17 protein-coding genes and 2 tRNA genes are annotated in these 20,316 nt (G+C 65.9%); all 19 read right to left on the reverse strand.

From position 1 onward, the window contains the following. Nucleotides 1-47: 47 nt before the first annotated feature. The 19 genes from QO207_RS22950 to leuC all read right to left on the reverse strand — a co-directional run bounded on the left by QO207_RS22950 (nt 48) and on the right by leuC (nt 20,254). A tRNA-Asp gene (locus QO207_RS22950) sits at nt 48-124 on the reverse strand. A 16-nt stretch (nt 125-140) separates the two neighbouring features. Then, a tRNA-Val gene (locus tag QO207_RS22955) sits at nt 141-216 on the reverse strand. A gap of 255 nt (nt 217-471) precedes the next feature. After that, nucleotides 472-1,230, reverse strand: a complete 759-nt coding sequence (locus QO207_RS22960) for an SDR family oxidoreductase (protein ID WP_301534666.1) — start codon at nt 1,228-1,230, stop codon at nt 472-474. Between the two features lie 5 nt (nt 1,231-1,235). Then, nucleotides 1,236-2,447: an O-succinylhomoserine sulfhydrylase gene (locus tag QO207_RS22965; RefSeq protein ID WP_301534599.1), complete on the reverse strand. Its 1,212-nt coding sequence runs from the start codon at nt 2,445-2,447 to the stop codon at nt 1,236-1,238. A gap of 11 nt (nt 2,448-2,458) precedes the next feature. Further along, nucleotides 2,459-3,964 (reverse strand): amidophosphoribosyltransferase, encoded by a 1,506-nt coding sequence (gene purF, locus QO207_RS22970; protein WP_138215004.1) that lies wholly within the window; start codon nt 3,962-3,964, stop codon nt 2,459-2,461. Between the two features lie 106 nt (nt 3,965-4,070). After that, entirely contained in the window at nt 4,071-4,613 is a 543-nt protein-coding gene (locus QO207_RS22975) for a CvpA family protein (RefSeq protein ID WP_301534600.1), read from the reverse strand. Nucleotides 4,614-4,717: 104 nt separating this feature from the next. Next, nucleotides 4,718-5,392 carry an SPOR domain-containing protein gene (locus tag QO207_RS22980; RefSeq protein ID WP_301534601.1) on the reverse strand — a complete coding sequence of 225 codons (675 nt, stop codon included), beginning with the start codon at nt 5,390-5,392 and terminating at the stop codon, nt 4,718-4,720. Nucleotides 5,393-5,416: 24 nt separating this feature from the next. Beyond that, nucleotides 5,417-6,697: a bifunctional tetrahydrofolate synthase/dihydrofolate synthase gene (gene folC, locus QO207_RS22985; protein WP_301534602.1), complete on the reverse strand. Its 1,281-nt coding sequence runs from the start codon at nt 6,695-6,697 to the stop codon at nt 5,417-5,419. Beyond that, nucleotides 6,694-7,569, reverse strand: coding sequence for an acetyl-CoA carboxylase, carboxyltransferase subunit beta (gene accD / locus QO207_RS22990; protein ID WP_301534603.1), 876 nt, complete (start codon nt 7,567-7,569; stop codon nt 6,694-6,696). The genes folC and accD overlap by 4 nt, the downstream gene beginning before the upstream one ends. Before the next feature lie 257 nt (nt 7,570-7,826). Continuing rightward, complete coding sequence (locus QO207_RS22995) at nt 7,827-8,450, reverse strand: phosphoribosylanthranilate isomerase (protein WP_301534604.1); 624 nt, start codon at nt 8,448-8,450, stop codon at nt 7,827-7,829. Nucleotides 8,451-8,507: 57 nt separating this feature from the next. Continuing rightward, nucleotides 8,508-9,365, reverse strand: a complete 858-nt coding sequence (gene truA, locus QO207_RS23000) for a tRNA pseudouridine(38-40) synthase TruA (RefSeq protein WP_301534605.1) — start codon at nt 9,363-9,365, stop codon at nt 8,508-8,510. A gap of 20 nt (nt 9,366-9,385) precedes the next feature. After that, nucleotides 9,386-12,259, reverse strand: coding sequence for a FimV/HubP family polar landmark protein (locus tag QO207_RS23005; RefSeq protein ID WP_301534606.1), 2,874 nt, complete (start codon nt 12,257-12,259; stop codon nt 9,386-9,388). 168 nt (nt 12,260-12,427) lie between these two features. Continuing rightward, a complete protein-coding gene (locus QO207_RS23010; RefSeq protein ID WP_301534607.1) occupies nt 12,428-13,438 on the reverse strand; it encodes an aspartate-semialdehyde dehydrogenase in 1,011 nt (336 codons plus the stop codon). A gap of 95 nt (nt 13,439-13,533) precedes the next feature. Next, a complete protein-coding gene (locus QO207_RS23015; protein ID WP_301534608.1) occupies nt 13,534-14,751 on the reverse strand; it encodes a FimV family protein in 1,218 nt (405 codons plus the stop codon). A 273-nt stretch (nt 14,752-15,024) separates the two neighbouring features. Further along, complete coding sequence (gene asd, locus QO207_RS23020; RefSeq protein ID WP_301534609.1) at nt 15,025-16,137, reverse strand: aspartate-semialdehyde dehydrogenase; 1,113 nt, start codon at nt 16,135-16,137, stop codon at nt 15,025-15,027. 80 nt (nt 16,138-16,217) lie between these two features. Further along, a complete protein-coding gene (leuB, locus tag QO207_RS23025) occupies nt 16,218-17,300 on the reverse strand; it encodes a 3-isopropylmalate dehydrogenase (RefSeq protein ID WP_301534610.1) in 1,083 nt (360 codons plus the stop codon). Between the two features lie 73 nt (nt 17,301-17,373). After that, nucleotides 17,374-18,138, reverse strand: a complete 765-nt coding sequence (locus tag QO207_RS23030; protein ID WP_301534611.1) for a class I SAM-dependent methyltransferase — start codon at nt 18,136-18,138, stop codon at nt 17,374-17,376. A gap of 32 nt (nt 18,139-18,170) precedes the next feature. Further along, nucleotides 18,171-18,815, reverse strand: coding sequence for a 3-isopropylmalate dehydratase small subunit (gene leuD, locus QO207_RS23035; protein ID WP_301534612.1), 645 nt, complete (start codon nt 18,813-18,815; stop codon nt 18,171-18,173). 11 nt (nt 18,816-18,826) lie between these two features. Next, nucleotides 18,827-20,254, reverse strand: a complete 1,428-nt coding sequence (leuC, locus tag QO207_RS23040; protein ID WP_301534613.1) for a 3-isopropylmalate dehydratase large subunit — start codon at nt 20,252-20,254, stop codon at nt 18,827-18,829. Between the last annotated feature and the right edge of the window lie 62 nt (nt 20,255-20,316).

Here is a 20,316-nt window from a genome sequence, read left to right on the forward strand (position 1 = left end):
AATCACTCGACAAGCAGGTTCGGGGTAGGAACCAAGGAGGGGGAAAATGGCGCAGCGGACGGGACTCGAACCCGCGACCCCCGGCGTGACAGGCCGGTATTCTAACCGACTGAACTACCGCTGCGCGTAACTTGCGAGAGTGGTGGGTGATGACGGGATCGAACCGCCGACCCTCTGCTTGTAAGGCAGATGCTCTCCCAGCTGAGCTAATCACCCTTCGTCTCGAAGTGGGGCGCATTCTACAGCCGGCAGAACCTAAGTCAATGCCCTGATTGAATTTTTTTTCATTTGCCGCGAAAAAAGTTCGCGGCGCGGTTGGAGGCGTTGGTTCTGGGCAGGGTTCGCGAGCAAGCTCGCTCCTACACAAGAGCCGTTGTAGGAGCGAGCTTGCTCGCGAACAGCCCAATGCCGGACTCTCCGCCAAAGAAAAAGGGCGACCCGCGGGCCGCCCTCCTCTTCCACCCCCGACACTCAGTCGAGGTAGATCATCTTGCGTGTCATGCCGCCATCGATCACCAGCTCCTGACCGGTGACGAAGCCGGCGCTATCGCCGATCAGCCAGGCCACCGCAGACGCAACATCCTCTACCGTGCCGACGCGACCGACCAGGTGCTGATCGTGGTCCAGTTCGGTCAGCGGCTCGGCCTCGCGCTCGCGCAGGTCGCGGGCGTCGATCCAGCCGGGGGAAATCGCGTTGACGCGGATATCCGGGCCCAGGCTGCTGGCCAGGGCATGAGTCAGCGACAGCAACCCGCCCTTGCTCGCCGCGTAGGCTTCGGAATTCGGCTCGGACTGATGCGCACGGGTCGAGGCGATGTTGACGATGGCGCCGCTGTGCGCGCGTAGGTACGGCGCGCAGTGCTTGGCCAGCAGCATCGGGCCGGTGAGGTTCACCGCCAGGGTGCGGCTCCACTCGTTGAGGCCGAGGCTTTCCAGCGGCGTGTTGTGCGGCCGGGCGATGGCAGCGTTGCTCACCAGCGCATCGAGGCGACCGAACTGGCCGATCAGCTCGGCCACGGCCGCAGCGACCTGCCCTTCACTGGCCACGTCCAGCGCGATGAAGCTGGCGCGCTCACCGAGCGCCGCCGCTACCCTCGGGCCGCGCTCGCGGTCGATGTCCGCCAGCACTACCTGCCAGCCCTCGGCGACCAGCCAGGCGGCGACGCCCAGGCCGATGCCGTGTGCTGCACCGGTGACCAGCACCACCTGGCCGTTGCCCAGGGCGTCCATGACGCTCACAGCGCCGCCAGGCCTCGCGCCAGATCGGCCGTGATGTCGTCGACATCTTCCAGGCCCACGGCGACGCGGATCAGGTTGTCACGGATGCCGGCGTTCTCGCGCTCGGCCGGCGACAGGCGACCGTGGGAGGTGGTGGCCGGATGGGCGATGGTGGTCTTGGTGTCGCCCAGGTTGGTGGTGATGGAGATCATCCGGGTGGCATCGATGCAGCGCCAGGCTGCCGCCTTGTCACCCTTCACCTCGAAGCTCACCACCGCGCCGAAGCCCTTCTGCTGACGCTTGGCCAGCTCGTGCTGCGGATGGCTGGTCAGGCCTGTGTAGTAGACGCGCTCGACGCCCGGCTGCTGCTCCAGCCACTCGGCGACCAGTTGCGCCGAGGCGCTGTGGGCCTGCATGCGCACGCGCAGGGTTTCCAGGCCCTTGATGAAAATCCAGGCGTTGAACGGGCTGAGAGTCGGGCCAGCGGTACGCAGGAAGCCGACGACCGGCTCCATCTGCGCGCGGCGACCGGCGACCACGCCGCCCATGGTGCGGCCCTGGCCGTCGATGTACTTGGTCGCGGAGTGGATCACCACGTCCGCGCCGAGTTTCAACGGCTGTTGCAGCGCCGGGGTGCAGAAGCAGTTGTCCACCGCCAGCAGCGCGCCCTTGGCGTGGGCGATCTCGGCCAGCGCGGCAATGTCCACCAGCTCGGCCAGCGGGTTGGACGGCGACTCGACGAAGAACAGCTTGGTGTTCGGCTTGCAGGCCGCTTCCCAGGCTTTCAGGTCGCTCAGCGGCGGGTAGTCCACCTCGATGCCGAAGCGCTTGAAATACTTCTCGAACAGGCTGATGGTGGAGCCGAACACGCTGCGCGAGACCAGCACGTGGTCACCGGCGCTGCACAGGCTCATCACCAGGGAGAGGATCGCCGACATGCCGGTGGACGTGGCCACCGCCTGCTCGGCGCCTTCCAGCGCGGCGATGCGCTCCTCGAAGGTGCGTACCGTGGGGTTGGTGTAGCGCGAGTAGACGTTGCCCGGCACTTCACCGGCGAAACGCGCGGCCGCATCGGCGGCACTGCGGAACACGTAGCTGGAGGTGGTGAACAGGCCTTCGCCGTGTTCCGCCTCCGGGGTGCGGCGTTGCCCGGCGCGCACTGCGAGGGTGTCGAAACCGACACCCTCCAGGTCGCTGTCCAGCCGGCCGGCTTCCCAATCCTGAGCCATGCCTGCTCTCCTTAGTCGTTATAGAGATCGATGATGGCGCTGACCGCGGCACCCTTGGTCTTGGTCACGTCGTTGCGCGCCTGGTCGATCTTGTTCAGATAGGCTTCGTCGACGTCGCCGGTGACGTACTCACCGTTGAACACGGCGCAGTCGAAGTGGTCGATCTTGATCTTGCCGCCTTCGGTGGATTCGATCAGGTCCTGCAGGTCCTGATAGATCAGCCAGTCGGCGCCGATCAGCTCGCCGACTTCCTCGGTGCTGCGGTTGTGCGCGATCAGTTCGTGGGCACTCGGCATGTCGATGCCGTAGACGTTGGGGTAGCGCACCGCCGGGGCGGCGGAGCAGAAGTAGACGTTCTTCGCGCCGGCCTCGCGGGCCATCTGGATGATCTGCTTGCAGGTGGTACCGCGAACGATGGAGTCGTCCACCAGCATCACGTTCTTGCCGCGGAATTCCAGCTCGATGGCGTTGAGCTTCTGGCGTACCGATTTCTTCCGCGCGGCCTGGCCGGGCATGATGAAGGTACGGCCGATGTAGCGGTTCTTCACGAAGCCTTCGCGGAACTTCACGCCCAGGCGGTTGGCCAGTTCCAGCGCGGCGGTGCGGCTGGTGTCCGGGATCGGGATGACCACGTCGATGTCGTGGTCAGGGCGCTCGCGCAGGATCTTGTCGGCCAGCTTCTCGCCCATGCGCAGGCGCGCCTTGTAGACCGAGATGCCGTCGATGATCGAGTCCGGGCGGGCCAGGTAGACGTGCTCGAAGATGCACGGCGCATACTGCGGGTTGGCCGCGCACTGGCGGGTATAGAGCTTGCCGTCTTCGGTGATGTACACCGCTTCGCCCGGCGCGAGATCGCGGATCAGGGTGAAGCCGAGGACGTCCAGGGCAACGCTTTCCGAGGCGATCATGTATTCAACGCCGTTCTCGGTGTGACGCTGGCCGAAGACGATCGGGCGGATCGCATGGGGGTCGCGGAAACCGACGATGCCGTAGCCGGTGATCATCGCCACCACGGCGTAGCCACCGACGCAGCGGGCATGCACACCGGCAACCGCGGCGAACACGTCTTCCTCGGTGGGCTGCAGCTTGTTGCGCACCGCCAGCTCATGGGCGAACACGTTGAGCAGCACTTCCGAGTCGGAGTTGGTGTTCACGTGGCGCAGGTCGGATTCGTAGATTTCCTTGGCCAGCTGCTCGACGTTGGTCAGGTTGCCGTTGTGCGCCAGGGTGATGCCGTACGGCGAGTTGACGTAGAACGGCTGCGCCTCGGCGGAGCTGGAGCTGCCCGCGGTCGGGTAGCGCACGTGGCCGATGCCGATCTTGCCGACCAGGCGCTGCATGTGCCGCTGCTGGAAGACGTCACGGACCAGGCCGTTGTCCTTGCGCAGGTACAGGCGGTCGTCCTGACAGGTGACAATCCCCGCAGCGTCCTGGCCACGATGCTGGAGAACGGTGAGCGCGTCATAGAGCGCCTGATTCACGTTCGACTTGCCCACGATACCGACGATGCCACACATGCGACGCAACCCCTAGTTGGTGTTCAGGCTAAAACAATTCCGTATTCGGCAGTATCCACCGGACCTGCCGTAGCGGCGACGGCTACCCGTCGCCTCCGCCCGCCCGTCACTGGGCCGGCAGCAAGGACCCCACTCCGGATGGCGGAGTGATGGTCACGCCGGACATCCACTGCCCGGCAAAAGTCAGGATGAAGTTCTTCGACCAGTCGGCGACCATCAGGAAATGCGGCATCAGCACCGATTGCTGCCACCACGGGTCCTGTTGCACCGGCGCAAGGCTCAGCAGGCCAACCAGCAGAACCACCAGCAGCACGCCACGGGCGCCGCCGAACACCATGCCGAGCACGCGGTCGGTGCCGGACATGCCGGTCACCCGCACCAGCTCGCTGATGAGGAAATTGACGAGTGCGCCCAGCAGCAGCGTGACGACGAAAAGAATGGCGCAAGCAGCGATGACACGCCCCGAGGGCAGCTGGATATAGGGTGCGAGATGCTCGGCCAGGGCGCCGCCGAACATCCAGGCGACCGCACCGGCTACGATCCAGGTGACCAGCGACAGGGCTTCCTTGACGAAACCACGGCTCAAGCTGATCAGGCTGGAAATGACGATGATGCCGATCATCGTCCAATCGACCCAAGTAAATGCCACGTTGCGGCCCAGAAACGGAAAGGCCCCGCATTTTAGCAGAGCCCTTCGATTAAGCGGAGCCCCAGATTGCGCCGGGGCTGATTGATTGAAACTAACGAGACGATTCAGCCGCGCTCGGGCTGGAAGCGCACCACGAAGCCGTTGAGCTTCTGCTGCTTGCCGAGCTGATCGCGCAGGCGATCGGCCTCGGCGCGCTCGACCACCGGGCCGACGAACACCCGGTTCATGCCGTCGAAGCTGCGCACGTAGGCGTTGTAGCCCTGGCTGCGCAGGGACTTCTGCAGTTCATCGGCGCGGGCGCGGTTGGACAGGCTGGCCAATTGCACCGACCAGCTTACCGGCAGGTTGTCGGCATCCAGGCGCTGGGCCGGTTGCTGCGGCGCCGCGCTGGCCTGGGCCGGTGCGGGCTGCGCTGCCGGGGCAGGCTTGGGTGACGGAGCGGCAGGCTGTGCTGCCGGCGCCTTGGGTGGCTGCGCCTGGGCCTGGGTTTGTGCCGGCTGGGTAGGCAGGCTGGTGATCGGCGCGGAAGGCGCCTGGGTCTGGGCCTGCTGCTGGGGTTCGGCGTTGTCCGCGTCGCCGGCCTGCGGCTCGGGAACCTCGGTGGGCTGCACCTCGACCGCGGGCATGGCCGGCGGCTTGGGCATGACCGGAGCCTCGACCACCACCTGGCGCACATCATCCTCGCGGGAGAACAGCATCGGCAGGAAGATCACTGCCAGTGCCAGCAGCACCAGCGCTCCGACTACCCGCTGCCTGAGCCCCTTATCGAGCAACGCCATCCAACAACTCCCCTTGGGTCTACTTTATTGAGCAGCCTTGGCGAGCCACTCCAGGGCATCCGCCACGCTGTAGAACGAACCGAACACCAGTATCTCGTCGTCGGCCACTGCCGCGTCGCACTGCGCTTCCAGCGCCGAAGCGATATCGGCGTGGCAACTGACACTGGCGCCACGGGCCAGCAATGCCGCTTCCAGCTCCTGCGCCGGACGACTGCGCCCAGTGGGCAGCGGCGCGACGGCCCAATCCTGCACGAAGCCGAGCAAGGGTGCCAGTACGCCGTCGAGATCCTTGTCCGCCAGCAGGCCGAATACTGCACGGCGCACACCCTTGGGCGGCGCGGCGCGCAGGCGGCTGGCGAGGTATTGCGCAGCGTGCGGATTATGTCCGACATCCAGCAGCAGATGGCGTTCCTCGCCATGCCGCTGCAGGGTGCGACGGTCCAGACGCCCAGTGACGCGGGTGCGCAGCAGCGCGGCGACCAGTTGCTCGGGCTGCCAGGGCAGGTCCAGCTGGGCATAGACCTGCAGCGCCAGCGCGGCATTTTCCATGGGCAGGTCGAGCAGCGGCAGGTTGTGCAGGCTCAGCATCTCGCCGCTGGCGGAGCGGCCACGCCAGTGCCAGTCGCCCTCGCCCATCGCCAGGTCGAAATCACGACCGCGCAGGATCAGCGGCGAACCGAGCTTACGTGCCTGCTCGAGGATCGGCGCCGGCGGCTCCAGGTCGCCACACACGGCCGGCTTGCCGGCACGGAAGATACCGGCCTTCTCGAAGGCCACGCTTTCGCGGGTATCGCCCAGCCAGTCGGCGTGGTCGATGCCGATGCTGGTGACCACGGCGACGTCGGAGTCGATCAGGTTGACCGCATCCAGGCGCCCGCCCAGGCCGACCTCCAGCACCACGGCGTCGAGGCTGGCGCGCTCGAACAGCCAGAAGGCCGCGAGGGTGCCCATCTCGAAGTAGGTCAGGGAGATTTCGCCACGGGCCGCCTCAACGGCGGCGAAGGCCTCGCAGAGCGCTTCGTCACTGGCTTCGACGCCATCGATGAGCACGCGCTCGTTGTAACGCAGCAGGTGCGGCGAGCTATACACGCCGACGCGCAGGCCCTGCTCGCCGAGCATGGCGGCGAGGAAGGCGCAGGTGGAACCCTTGCCGTTGGTGCCGGTGACGGTCACCACGCGGGGCGCGGGGCGCCCCAGGCCAAGCCGGCCAGCTACTTCACGGGAGCGATCCAGCCCCATGTCGATTGCCGTGGGGTGGAGTTGTTCGAGATAGCTGAGCCAGTCGGCAAGGGTACGTTGGGTCATCCTGCGAGCGCGGTACTTGGGGTGTTGGTGAATTTGGCCAGCAGGCTGGCGAGCCGCTGACGCATTTCCGAGCGGTGGACGATCATGTCGATGGCGCCGTGCTCCAGCAGGAACTCGCTGCGCTGGAAGCCTTCGGGCAGCTTCTCGCGCACGGTCTGCTCGATCACCCGCGGACCGGCGAAGCCGATCAGGGCACGCGGCTCGCCGACGATCACGTCGCCGAGCATTGCCAGGCTGGCGGACACGCCGCCGTAGACCGGGTCGGTCAGCACGGAGATGAACGGGATGCCTTCTTCGCGCAGGCGCGCCAGCGCGGCGGAGGTCTTGGCCATCTGCATCAGGGAGATCAGCGCCTCTTGCATGCGCGCGCCACCCGAGGCGGAGAAGCAGACCATCGGGCAACGATTTTCCAGGGCGTAGTTGGCGGCGCGCACGAAGCGCTCGCCGACGATGGAGCCCATGGAGCCGCCCATGAAGGAGAACTCGAAGGCACTGACCACGACCGGCAGGCCCATCAGCTTGCCGCTCATGGAGATCAGTGCGTCCTTCTCGCCGGTGTCTTTCTGCGCGGCGGTCAGGCGGTCCTTGTACTTCTTGCTGTCGCGGAACTTCAGGCGGTCCACCGGCTCCAGCTCGGCGCCCAGCTCTTCGCGGCCTTCCTCATCGAGGAAGATATCGATGCGCGCGCGGGCGCCGATACGCATGTGGTGATCGCACTTGGGGCAGACGTCGAGGGTCTTTTCCAGCTCCGGACGGTACAGCACCGCCTCGCAGGACGGGCACTTGTGCCACAGGCCTTCCGGTACCGAGCTCTTCTTCGCCTCGGAACGCATGATGGAAGGGATCAGCTTGTCTACCAGCCAGTTGCTCATGCTCTCGTCTCCAGTGCAGTGACACGGCGCGATGGGCTGCGCGTGCCGCTGAGCAAATTCATCGTCGCGGTTCCGACCTCAAGGCCGGAACCCCTCGCAAACAAAGGCGCCGCCTGGGGCGTCGCCACGGATACAGCACTCGATGCGGGTCGCCGGCGGGCAGGCTTGCCCATTGCGACGACTCCCAGCGCCACCCACGGGTAGCGATTGGGTAGTGGACGGCGGCAGGCCGCTCGTCGTCACATGAAGATTCCGCGTCACGCCACCGACCGGCACTGCGCGATGAAGTCGCGGATCTTCTGCGCATCCTTGATGCCCTTGCTCGCCTCCACCCCGCCGCTCACGTCCACGGCATAGGGGCGTACCTGGGCTATGGCGTCGGCCACGTTGCCGGCCGTCAGGCCGCCAGCCAGGATCAGCGGACGCTGCACGTCTTTCGGTACCAGCGACCAATCGAAAGCCAGCCCGGTTCCACCGGGAATGCCTTCCACATAGGTGTCGAGGAGGAAGCCGCTGGCCTGTGGATACTTGGCGATCTGCGCCGCCACATCGTCGCCCGGCTTCACCCGCAGGGCCTTGATGTAGCGCTTGTGCCAGCCGGAGCAGGCCTCGGGGGTCTCGTCACCGTGAAACTGCAGGACGTCCAGCGGCACCGCATCGAGGATTTCCCCCAGTTCGCAGCGACTGGCATCGACGAACAAGCCGACGGTACTGACGAAGGGCGGCAGCGCGGCAACGATCGCCCGCGCCTGCTGGATGCTCACCGCGCGCGGGCTCTTGGCGTAGAACACCAGGCCGATGGCGTCGGCGCCCGCCTCGGCGGCGGCCAGGGCATCCTCGACTCGGGTAATACCGCAGATTTTGATGCGAACGGCGGACAAGATGCAGCAACCTTCAGGCAAGTGATCGATCGATGGTAGCAAATGACCCTGGCATCGTCAGCCAAAGGTATCCGGCAAACTTGAAAGGAAATGTGGCCCCAGGTACCGCTCGGGCAACACGAACTCCTCCGGGTATTCGACGCTGACCAGGTACAGCCCGTAGGGATGCGCGGTGATGCCGCTGGCACGTCGATCGCGGGCAGCCAGCGCCTCGGCCGCCCACTCCACCGGGCGCTCGCCGGCGCCGATGGTCATCAGCATCCCGGCGAAGTTGCGCACCATGTGATGCAGGAAGGCGTTGGCGCGAACATCCAGCACGATGAAGCGCCCATGCTCGATCACCTCCAGGTGATGCACGGTCTTCATCGCCGACTTGGCCTGGCACTGCACCGCGCGGAACGAGGTGAAGTCATGGGTGCCGACCAGTGCCTTGGCCGCTTCGCGCATGCGCGAGACATCCAGCGGACGGTGGTTCCAGGTGACCTCCTCGGCCATGTGCGCCGGGCGGATCTGGTCGTTGTAGATCACATAGCGATAGCGCCGCGCCATGGCGGTGAAACGCGCGTGGAAATGCGCCGGCATCACCTTGGCCCAAGTCACGCTGATGTCGTTGGGCAGGTTGGCGTTGGTGCCCATGACCCAGGCGATCAGCGAGCGCTCGGCCGTGGTATCGAAATGCACCACCTGCCCGCTCGCATGCACCAGGGCATCGGTGCGCCCTGCGCACATCAGCGAAACCGGGTGATCCGCTACTCGCGACAGGGCTTTTTCCAGCGCGCCCTGCACGGTCGGCACACCATTTTCCTGGCGCTGCCAACCGCGATAACGCGAGCCTTTGAATTCGACGCCCAGGGCAATCCTGGAAACGCCAACGGCGGCCGATTCGGCCGCCGCTGAGGGTATTGCTTCAATCATCTGTGGGTGAGCCTTCCGGCTCAGGCGATACGCCCGAGCAGTTCACGCGCTTCCTGCTGCTGGTTGTCATTACCCTCGGCGAGTACTTCGTCGAGGATGTCGCGGGCGCCTTCGGTGTCGCCCATGTCGATGTAGGCACGCGCCAGGTCGAGCTTGGTGGCGGCTTCGTCGGCGCCGGAGAGGAAGTCGAAGTCATCCTCGTCGTCGCCACCGTCAGCCGGCAGGGCCAGTTCGTCGGCACTGAAGCTGTCTTCCACCGGCGGCAGAACCGGAGCCTGCGGCTCTTCGTTCTGCGCCGACAGGCGATCCAGTTCGGCGCTGACTTCGTCCAGCTGGGCGGCGAAGCTGTCGTCGGCCTTGGCGGCCGGCGCGGGCTCCTCGTCCGCCAGGGACAGGTCGAAATCGTCGGGCAGATCATCGATCTGCGGCGCCTTGGTTTCGCTCTCCAGGCTGAACTCCTCAGGGCTGACGCCGGACAGCGAGGCGGTGTCGTCATCCAGGCCGAGCAGGAAGTCGTCTTCCGCCGAAGCCAGGGTGCTGTCGTCGCCCTTGTGCAGGTCCTTGTCGAGGTCCAGGGAGAAGTCGCTCAGGTCGTCCATCAGCGACGGGCTCTCGACCTTGGCGGCCGGCTCTTCCGGCAGGTCCAGGTCGAAGGCGAAATCGTCCTCGGTCTTGGCGCTCGGCGCCTCGGCCGGCGCTTTGTCCAGGCTCAGATCGTCGTCCAGGTCGAAGCTGCCGAAGGACAGTTCGTCGTGTTGTGCAGCGGCCGGAGCGGCGGGTTTTTCTTCGCCCAGGTCCAGATCATCCAGGGCCAGGTCGAAGGCGTCATCCAGGTCGTTGTGCGGCTTGGCAGCGGGCTCGGCGGCCGGCGGGGTCGGTTCGACCTCGAAGTCGTCCAGGCTGAAGCTGTCCAGGTCATCCTTCTCGGCTAGAGCAGCGGCGGCCAGGCCACCACCCACGGCAGCCAGGGCGACCATGCCCGGGTAACGGGACTTCAGCTGCTCGACCTGCGGCTCGGCGCCGCCGATCTCGCGCAGTTCGTTTTCCTGGCGGGCGAAACCTTCGCGGTCACCGATCTCGGCGTAGACCTCCATCAGCTTCAGGCGCAGGTCGGTGCGTTGCGGCTCGTCGTAGATGGCGCCCTGCAGCAGCTCGGCGGCCTGGTTGAAGCGGCCGTAGGCGATGTAGATGTCGGCCTCGCCCAGCGCATCGCTGGTCTGCGCGGCGACGCGCTCCGGAGCGGCCTGCGCCGGGGCAGCAACTTCGGCGGCCTGGGATACGTCGAGGGTATCCAGCTCGCTGCCGGCCAGGGTCAGGTCGTCGTCCAGTGTCGGTTCGTCGTCATCGGCGCGGGCAGCGAGGTCTTCCTGCTCCTTCGCGGCGCGACGGCGGGAGATGATCATCAGCAGGACCAGCAGGGCCAGCAGTGCGCTGCCACCGATGACGGCCAGCCACATCGGGTTGGCGAGGAGCTCGTCGATGAAGCTGGTGGGCGCCTGCTCGACCGGTGCAGCAGCAGGCGCAGGCGCCGGCTTGGGCTGTTCGGCGGCGGGAGCCGGGGCCGGAGTGACCGGAGCGGGAGCTGGCGCAGGCGCCGACTGGGCTTCCGGTGCAGCAGGAGCGGCCGGAGCCACAGGCGCTGCGGCATTCTCGGCGGGAGCGGCAGGCTGCGCTTCGGCAGCCGGTGCGGCAGGCTGTACTGGCGCGTCGGCAGCGGCGCCCGGAGCGGGAGCGGCACCTTGTGCGGCCTTGTCGCTGCCCAGTTCGCTCTGCAGCTTGGCCAGCTGGGCGTCCTTGAGCGCGATGAGTTTCTGCAGCTTGTCCATCTGCCCTTGCAGATCGGTCATGCGGCCGGTCAGCTCGTCGTTCTCACGACGGGTGCTGTCGAGGCTTTCCTTGGTGACGGCCAGCTTGTCGGCAGTGGCCTGGCCGTCCTTGCTGCCCTTGTCGCCGCCCTTGGCCTTGCCGTTCTCGCCGGAGAGCAGGCGCAGGCTGTCCTTGTTCTCGGCCTGGGCCGGGGCGTTACCGGCGTTGGCACGTGCGGTGGCGTCGAGTTGGCGAGCGCCGCCGGTGGGCAGGCTGCGACCCTCGCGCCAGGCGGTGTACTGCTGGTTGACCTCGGCGATGGCTTCGGGCTGGGTACGACCCTTGATCTGCTCGGCATCGGGCAGGCGCAGCACCTGACCGCTCTTCAGGCGGTTGATGTTGCCGCCGAGGAAGGCGTCGGGGTTCAGGTCCTGGATCGCCAGCATGGTCTGCTGCACGGAAACGCTGCCATCCGGGCGCGCACGGGCGGCGATTTCCCAGAGGGTGTCGTTCTTGCCGGTGCGGTATTCGTTGCCTTCCAGGCGGCGCGGGGCCGGAGCCGGGGCGGCTTGGCGCGCGGGCGCGGGAGCAGCAGCCGGACGCGGCGCAGCAGTCGCCGACGGACGCACCACCGGGGCCGGAACGGCCATCGGTGCGCGCGGCACTGCAGCAGCGGTCTGCGGGGAATAGAGTGGCGGGTCGAGCAGCACGGTGTACTCGCGCAGCAACCGACCGTTTGGCCAGAGGACTTCCACGAGGAAGTTCAGGTAGGGTTCCTGCACCGGCCGGTCAGAGGTCACGCGAATGACGCTCTTGCCGTTGGGCTTGACGATGGGGGTGAACTTCAACCCGGTCAGGAAGTACTGACGGTCAACGCCGGCCTTGCTGAAGTCTTCCGGGGAAGCCAGCTTGGGGATCACCTCGGCCGAGGACAGATCACGCACTTCGACCAGGTCGATCTCGGCATCCAGCGGCTGGTTCAGCGCCGAACGCAGGTGGATGTCTCCCAGGCCCAGCGCGTGCGCCATGCCAGAGGTCAATGCCGAAGCAGCTGCGATTGCCTGCACCAGTTTGCGAAGCCGGACCATATAGTAATCCCTTGTTTTAATAGCTTTTTTCTGGATTAGAACAACGTCTATCGGGCGCCACTGCCCACTTCACCAGCCGTTTTCACGGTGGTGCTCTCCCCTGTCAGCGGCGTTCCCGGCCAGTATTGCCAAGCTAGAATACTTCTTCAAATATTCGGTAAGTATCTTTTACAGATAGTGTTTTATCAACAATTCGGCCAAGTTCACAGCATTCAGCGCTGCGCCTTTTCGCACATTATCTGACGCAATCCACAAATTCAGTTCACATGGATCTGTCAGACCAGTCCGTAGGCGGCCGACGTAGACACTATCCTGCCCCTGTGCATCGCCGATGACAGTCGGGTAATCGTCTTCAACCAGTTCGATGCCTTCCGCCGCTTCCAGTGCCGCACTCACCGCCGCCAGGGAAACCGGCGCTGCCGCCTTGATCGACAGCATCAGCACATCACCGAAGAACACCGGCGCCAGGCTGCAGGTGACACTCAGGCCATCCTTCAGCTCCGGGAACAGGCCGGCGAGCTCCGCCGCCACGCGCCGCTCCACGACGGAGTAGCCCTGTTCGTCCACTCCACCCAGCTGCGCCAGCATGTTGAAGGCAAACTGACGGTCCACCAGACGTGGTTCCAGAGGACGGGCATTGAGCAGCTCGGCGGTCTGCCGCGCCAGCTCCTGCACGCCCTCGCGCCCCAGCGCCGAGGCGGACAGGCAGGCGGCCACATTGAGTTGACGAAGCTCCAGCGTATCGCGCAATGCAGCGAGAACCTCGGCCACTTCAGCGGCAGGCGCTGCCGGCGCCGCGATCACCGCGGGAATCTGCACCTGGTCAAGGGCATCACCGCTCAAGCAGGCCAGGGCCAGGCTGGCAGCAGCGTTGTTCAGCGCAGCGCCGCTGAGGTCGATGACGCTGCAGCCCGCGCCAATGGCAAGGGCGGAGCAGTCGGCAGCCGCTTCGGCGCCGACCGAGAGGAAGGCCAGGCGAGCCTTGGAGAAGTCGAACTCATCGAGCTTGCCGACCCGGATATTGCGCCCGCGGAAGCCGATCGACTTGCCGGCGGACTCGCCGCTGGCCAGCAGATACAGGTTGGCGACCGGAAAGTCGCGCTCCTCCAGCAGTTCGACCAAAGCCTCGCCGACAAGTCCAGTGGCGCCTACTACGGCGATGTCGATGGTTTCAGGCATCCGGTGTCTCGCATTCGGTGGGAAAAGTAGCGCAGCACTTTACCGGCCCCACCGGCGGCGAAGCAATCCGGGGCTCCGCCGCCTATCGCCGCACCTTAAGGGCGCGGTTCGCCTGCGGTCGCCTGGGCGGTCAGCGGCGTGCCGGCCTGGGCGATGCCTTGGGCGGCATTCGCGCTGCCGGCATCGACAGCGCCGGCCTGGGGATTGGCTGCCGGGGCGTTGGCCGCGGGCGCCGCAGCGCCCTGGGCCTTGGCGCGCTCCTGCTCGGCCAGGCGCGCGAGCAGCCCGGCGATCTGCGAATCCTTCAGCTCGATCAGCTTGTTGAGCTTCTGTGTCTGGCCTTCCAGGTCGGAAATCCGGCTGCGCAGTTCGTCACCCTCACGGTGCGCACTGTCCAGCCCTTCCTGGGCGACAGCCAACTGCTCGGCTTCTAGCTTGCGCTGGTCCTTGCCGAGCTGGCCGGAGACCAGGCGCAGGTTGTCGCGCTCTTCGGCCTTGGCCGGTGCAGCGCCCGCCTCGGCCTTGTGAGTGGCGTCCAACTGGCGTCCTGGCTGGGCCAGTTGCGGATTGCGCTTGGCCTTCCACTGGGAGTTCTGGGTTTCCACGTGCGCCACGGCCTGGGCGTGGCTCTGCTCGCGCACTTGCTGCTCGCTGGGCAGGCGCAGCACCTGGCCGACCTTGAGGCGGTTGATGTTGCCCTCGACGAAGGCATCCGGGTTCATCCGCTGGATCGCCGCCATGGTCTGCATGACCGAGACACCGCCGGCCGGGCGGTTGCGCGAGGCGATATCCCACAGCGCGTCATTGCGCTGGATGCGATAGGAGTCGGCAGGAGTCGCCGCGCTCGCCGACTGCACCAGCGGCTGGGCCTGCGGCGCACGGGCTGCAGTCAGCGGCGCAACCGCCGGCGGCGTCACCGGGCTGGCGACATAGCTGGGCGGATCGAGCAGCACGGTGAATTCGCGCACCAGCCGGCCCTGGGGCCAGACCACCTGCAGCACGAAGTTGAGGTAAGGCTCGCGCACCGGGCGCGAGGTCTTCACATGGATGACCCCGCGACCATTCCTGCCGATATCCGGAGTGAAGGTCAGGCCACTGGTGACCACGTTGCGGTCTACGCCCAGGCGCTCGAAGTCGTCCGCCGAGGCCAGGCTGACCAGCACGTCGTCGGAGCTCAGGTCAGCCACGCCGCCCAACTCGATGCTGGCGGAGAGGTTCTGCCCCAGGGGCGCCCGCGAGGAGATCTCGCCCAGCTCCAGCGCACCCGCGATGCCGGGCATGAAGGCGGCGGCCACCGCCGTCGCCAGCAACATTCTGTGTAACCGAGCCATCCTCTCCCCCGCTGCTTGCATTCGGCCGGCACGAAAAGGCGCGCCGAAACCTGTCCCCATGGACGGGCAGCGAGGATAGCGACTGGTTCCCGGTGGCTTTTGCGGGTGCGTCACAGAAACTGGCGCCAGACGACCGGCGCCGGTACCAATCGACGGTTTTGTGCGGCGGTTCACCTGGCGTGGCGGAACTTTCCGTGTCGCACAAAGCACGACGCCGGCACAGGGCCGGCGTCGTGGGTGTCACTCAGGGAGCAATCAACGCTCGAGCAGGATGCGCAGCATGCGGCGCAGCGGCTCGGCAGCGCCCCACAACAGCTGGTCGCCGACCGTGAAGGCGCCCAGGTACTGAGTGCCCATGTTGAGCTTGCGCAGACGGCCGACCGGAACGCTCAGGGTGCCGGTGACGGCCGCCGGAGTCAGTTCGCGCATGCTGATCTCGCGCTGGTTCGGGATCAGCTTCACCCAGGGGTTGTGCTGGCTGATCATGCCTTCGATGTCCGCGATGGGGACATCCTTGTTCAGCTTGATGGTCAGCGCCTGGCTGTGGCAGCGCATGGCGCCGATGCGCACGCAGATGCCGTCCACCGGGATCGGGTTCTTGAAGCGGCCGAGAATCTTGTTGGTCTCCGCCTGGCCTTTCCACTCTTCGCGGCTCTGGCCGTTGGGCAGTTCCTTGTCGATCCACGGGATCAGGCTGCCGGCCAGCGGCGCGCCGAAGTTCTCGGTGGGCATGGCGTCGCTGCGAATGGCCTCGGCGACCTTGCGGTCGATGTCGAGGATGGCGCTGGACGGGTTGGCCAGGTCATCGGCGACGGAAGCGTTGATGGCGCCCATCTGCTTGATCAGCTCGCGCATGTTCTGCGCGCCGGCGCCCGAGGCCGCCTGGTAGGTCATGGCGCTCATCCACTCGACCAGGCCGGCTTCGAACAGGCCGCCCAGGGCCATCAGCATCAGGCTGACGGTGCAGTTGCCGCCGATGTAGTTCTTGGTGCCGGCGTCCAGCGAGTTGTCGATGACCTTGCGGTTCACCGGGTCGAGGACGATGACCGCGTCATCCTGCATGCGCAGGCTGGAGGCGGCGTCGATCCAGTAGCCCTGCCAGCCGGCTTCGCGCAGCTTGGGGAAGACTTCGCTGGTGTAGTCGCCGCCCTGGCAGGTCAGGATGACGTCGAGGGTTTTCAGTTCCTCGATGCTGTAGGCGTCCTTCAGGGGGGCAATGTCCTTGCCAATGGACGGACCTTCGCCACCCACGTTGGAGGTGGTGAAGAACACCGGCTCGATCAGGTCGAAGTCCCGCTCTTCCAGCATCCGCTGCATGAGCACCGAACCCACCATGCCACGCCAACCGATCAGACCTACACGCTTCATCGCTACTACACCTTCAAATATTTAGAGGGCCGTCGTTCCCGCCTTCCTACAAGAGCGCGGGAACGAGCGAGCCGGACAGATTACAGATTCCGCAGTGCTGCGACTACCGCGTCGCCCATTTCGCGGGTACCGACCTTGGTGCAGCCTTCGGACCAGATGTCACCGGTACGCAGGCCCTGGTCGAGCACCAGGCTTACGGCCTTCTCGATGGCGTCGGCGGCGGTGCCTTCGTTGAAGGTGTAACGCAGCATCATCGAGACCGAGAGGATGGTCGCCAGCGGGTTGGCGATGCCCTTGCCGGCGATGTCCGGGGCGGAACCGTGGCACGGCTCGTACATGCCCTTGTTGTTCGAATCCAGCGAGGCAGAAGGCAGCATGCCGATGGAGCCGGTGAGCATGGAAGCCTCATCCGACAGGATGTCGCCGAACATGTTGTCGGTCACCATCACGTCGAACTGCTTGGGCGCACGCACCAGCTGCATGGCAGCGTTGTCGACGTACATGTGCGACAGTTCGATGTCCGGGTAGTCCTTGGCGACTTCCTCGACCACTTCGCGCCACAGCTGGCTGGAGGCCAGGACGTTGGCCTTGTCCACCGAGCACAGCTTCTTGCCGCGCACGCGGGCCATGTCGAAGCCGACACGGGCGATGCGGCGGATTTCGCTTTCGCTGTACGGCAGGGTGTCGTACGCCTGGCGTTCGCCGTTCTCCAGCACGCGCTGCTCGCGCGGTTGGCCGAAGTAGATGCCGCCGGTCAGCTCGCGGACGATGAGGATGTCCAGGCCGGCGACCACTTCGGGCTTCAGGCTGGAGGCATCGGCCAGCTGCGGGTAAAGGATGGCCGGACGCAGGTTGCCGAACAGGCCCAGTTGCGAGCGGATTTTCAGCAGGCCGCGCTCGGGGCGGATGTCACGCTCGATCTTGTCCCACTTCGGTCCGCCCACGGCGCCCAGCAGCACGGCGTCGGAGTTGCGCGCGCGCTCCAGGGTCTCGTCGGCCAGCGGTACGCCGTGCTTGTCGATGGCGGCACCGCCGATCACATCTTCGGTCAGCTCGAAGCCCAGGGCGAACTTGTCGTTGGCCAGCTCCAGCACCTTGACCGCTTCGGCCATGATTTCCGGGCCGATACCGTCGCCGGGGAGAACCAGAATCTGTTTGCTCATCGCTTGTTTCCTTCGGAAAAGTTTAAAAGCCGCAGGCTCCTGCCCGGAGCCTGCGGCTTGAAGCTTGCAGCCGTTATTTGATGGCCCAGAGCACCAGCACGTCGGTGCTGAAGGAACCCTCGGCGTCGATCTCGAAATACTCGCGCACCTCATCGCCCATCGAAAGCTGCAGGGCACGAATGGCCTGGCGCATCACTTCGGGGGTGCGCATGCGCTCGACCCAGGAAGTGAACTCCAGGCGCAGGCGCTGGCGTTTGGCGGCAGTCACCGCAAGGCCCGCCTCGCCGACCAGACGCGCCCACTCCGACGGGGAGTAGTCACGCACGTGGCTGGTGTCGCGCAGGACCTCGACAGTCTGCAGATAGGTGTCGAGCAGAGGCAAGCCCGGCGCGGCGACATCGATGAAGCAGGCCACACCGCCCGGCTTGAGCACCCGACGTACTTCCCGCAGCGCCTGGCCGACATCCCGCCAGTGGTGCGCGGAATAGCGGCTGAAGACGAAGTCGAACTCGCCGTCGTCGAACGGCAGCTGCTCGGCCGCGCCACAGCGCGTGGCGATGTTGCCCAGGCCGCGCTCGGCGGCGGCCGAGGCCACCACGTCGAGCATCTGCTGGGACAGGTCGTAAGCCACCACCTCGCCGGCCAGCGGCGCGACGTTGAAGCTCACGTGCCCTGCCCCGCAACCCAGGTCCAGCACGCGCGCACCGGTAGTCGCCGACAGTCGCTCGCGTAGCTGGGCGAATTCCTCACCCTGGGCGTGTACGGCGCTGGTCAGGTAAGCGTTGGCCTGGGCGCCGAACTGGCGCTGGACCACTTGCTCGTGGCGACTCTCGGTCATGGTGCTCTCCTTACAGAGTGATGCGGCGCCGGTCAGGCGTCGCGGAACAACCAGGGCTGGTTCTGCTTGTAACCGGTTTCGAAGCTGCGGATGGCGTCGGCGTCCTGCAGGGTCAGGCCGATGTCGTCCAGGCCGTTGAGCAGGCAGTGCTTGCGGAACGCGTCCACTTCGAAGCTGTACTGCTTGCCGTCCGGGCGGGTCACGGTCTGCGCGGCGAGGTCGACGGTCAGTTGGTAACCCTCGGTGGCTTCGCACTGCAGGAACAGCTCGTCGACTTCTTCATCCTTCAGGATGATCGGCAGCAGGCCGTTCTTGAAGCTGTTGTTGAAGAAGATGTCGGCGAAGCTCGGCGCGATCACGGTGCGGAAGCCGTACTCGTCCAGCGCCCACGGCGCGTGCTCGCGGGAGGAGCCGCAACCGAAGTTCTCGCGGGCCAGCAGCACGCTGGCGCCCTGGTAGCGTGGGAAGTTGAGGACGAAGTCCTTGTTCACCGGACGCTTGGAGTTGTCCTGGTTCGGCTGGCCGACGTCGTGGTAGCGCCACTCGTCGAACAGGTTCGGGCCGAAGCCGGTGCGCTTGATCGACTTGAGGAATTGCTTGGGAATGATCTGGTCGGTGTCGACGTTGGCGCGGTCGAGCGGCGCAACGAGACCGGTGTGCTGGGTAAAGGCTTTCATGTTCGGTCTCCTCAGGCCTGCATCAATTCACGTACGTCGATGAAACGACCGGTCACGGCAGCCGCGGCAGCCATCGCCGGGCTCACCAGGTGGGTACGACCACCGGCGCCCTGGCGGCCTTCGAAGTTGCGGTTGGAGGTGGAAGCGCAATGCTCGCCGCTCTCCAGGCGGTCCGGGTTCATCGCCAGGCACATGGAGCAGCCCGGTTCACGCCATTCGAAGCCGGCTTCGATGAAGATCTTGTCCAGGCCTTCCTGTTCGGCCTGGGCCTTAACCAGGCCCGAACCCGGCACGACCAGCGCTTGCTTGACGGTGGCTGCGACCTTGCGGCCCTTGGCCACGGCGGCAGCGGCGCGCAGGTCTTCGATGCGCGAGTTGGTGCAGGAGCCGATGAACACGCGGTCCAGCTGGATATCGGTGATCGCCTGGTTGGCGTTCAGGCCCATGTACTTCAGCGCACGGACGATGGAGTCACGCTTGACCGCATCGGCTTCGGCCGCCGGGTCCGGCACGTTCTGATCCACCGCGAGGACCATCTCCGGGGAAGTACCCCAGCTGACCTGCGGTTTGATGTCCTCGGCACGCAGCTCGACGATGGTGTCGAAGTGCGCATCGGCGTCGGAAACCAGGTCGCTCCAGGCTTCCACGGCCTTGGCCCAGTCGTCGCCTTGCGGCGAGAACGGACGGCCCTTCACGTATTCGACGGTCTTCTCGTCGCACGCCACCATGCCGACGCGAGCGCCCGCTTCGATGGACATGTTGCAGATGGTCATGCGGCCTTCCATGGACAGGTCGCGGATGGCGCTGCCGGCAAATTCCAGGGCATGGCCGTTGCCGCCGGCTGTGCCGATCTTGCCGATCACCGCGAGGACGATGTCCTTGGCGGTCACGCCGAAGGGCAATTTGCCTTCCACGCGAACCTGCATGTTCTTCATCTTCTTGGCGACCAGGCACTGGGTGGCGAGCACGTGCTCCACCTCGGAGGTGCCGATGCCGTGGGCCAGCGCACCGAACGCGCCGTGGGTCGAGGTGTGCGAGTCGCCGCAGACCACGGTCATGCCCGGCAGGGTCGCGCCCTGCTCCGGGCCGACCACGTGAACGATGCCCTGGCGGACGTCGTTCATCTTGAATTCGAGGATGCCGAAGTCATCGCAGTTCTCGTCCAGGGTCTGGACCTGGATGCGCGACACTTCGTCGGCGATGGCCGCCAGGCCGCCCTTGCGCTCGACCAGGGTGGTCGGCACGTTGTGGTCCGGGGTGGCGATGTTCGCATCGATGCGCCACGGCTTGCGGCTGGCCAGGCGCAGGCCTTCGAAAGCCTGCGGCGAGGTCACTTCGTGGAGGATGTGACGGTCGATGTAGATGAGCGACGAACCATCGTCACGGCGCTTCACCTCGTGCATTTCCCAGAGTTTGTCGTAGAGCGTCTTGCCGGCCATCAGAGAGTCCTCATCAGCGTCTTTCTATGCCCCTAGGGCTTGTGGGGATGATGCTATGGCTT

The sequence above is a fragment of the Pseudomonas sp. CAN1 genome (assembly GCF_030462585.1).
Taxonomy (GTDB): Bacteria; Pseudomonadota; Gammaproteobacteria; order Pseudomonadales; family Pseudomonadaceae; genus Pseudomonas.

Coding starts and splice junctions, on each gene's coding strand:
- QO207_RS22960 (WP_301534666.1), bottom strand. CDS start 1,230: ATGGACGCCCTGGGCAACGGCCAGGTGGTGCTGGTCACCGGTGCAGCA.
- QO207_RS22965 (WP_301534599.1), bottom strand. CDS start 2,447: ATGGCTCAGGATTGGGAAGCCGGCCGGCTGGACAGCGACCTGGAGGGT.
- purF (WP_138215004.1), bottom strand. CDS start 3,964: ATGTGTGGCATCGTCGGTATCGTGGGCAAGTCGAACGTGAATCAGGCG.
- QO207_RS22980 (WP_301534601.1), bottom strand. CDS start 5,392: ATGGCGTTGCTCGATAAGGGGCTCAGGCAGCGGGTAGTCGGAGCGCTG.
- folC (WP_301534602.1), bottom strand. CDS start 6,697: ATGACCCAACGTACCCTTGCCGACTGGCTCAGCTATCTCGAACAACTC.
- accD (WP_301534603.1), bottom strand. CDS start 7,569: ATGAGCAACTGGCTGGTAGACAAGCTGATCCCTTCCATCATGCGTTCC.
- truA (WP_301534605.1), bottom strand. CDS start 9,365: ATGATTGAAGCAATACCCTCAGCGGCGGCCGAATCGGCCGCCGTTGGC.
- QO207_RS23005 (WP_301534606.1), bottom strand. CDS start 12,259: ATGGTCCGGCTTCGCAAACTGGTGCAGGCAATCGCAGCTGCTTCGGCA.
- QO207_RS23010 (WP_301534607.1), bottom strand. CDS start 13,438: ATGCCTGAAACCATCGACATCGCCGTAGTAGGCGCCACTGGACTTGTC.
- QO207_RS23015 (WP_301534608.1), bottom strand. CDS start 14,751: ATGTTGCTGGCGACGGCGGTGGCCGCCGCCTTCATGCCCGGCATCGCG.
- asd (WP_301534609.1), bottom strand. CDS start 16,137: ATGAAGCGTGTAGGTCTGATCGGTTGGCGTGGCATGGTGGGTTCGGTG.
- leuB (WP_301534610.1), bottom strand. CDS start 17,300: ATGAGCAAACAGATTCTGGTTCTCCCCGGCGACGGTATCGGCCCGGAA.
- QO207_RS23030 (WP_301534611.1), bottom strand. CDS start 18,138: ATGACCGAGAGTCGCCACGAGCAAGTGGTCCAGCGCCAGTTCGGCGCC.
- leuD (WP_301534612.1), bottom strand. CDS start 18,815: ATGAAAGCCTTTACCCAGCACACCGGTCTCGTTGCGCCGCTCGACCGC.
- leuC (WP_301534613.1), bottom strand. CDS start 20,254: ATGGCCGGCAAGACGCTCTACGACAAACTCTGGGAAATGCACGAGGTG.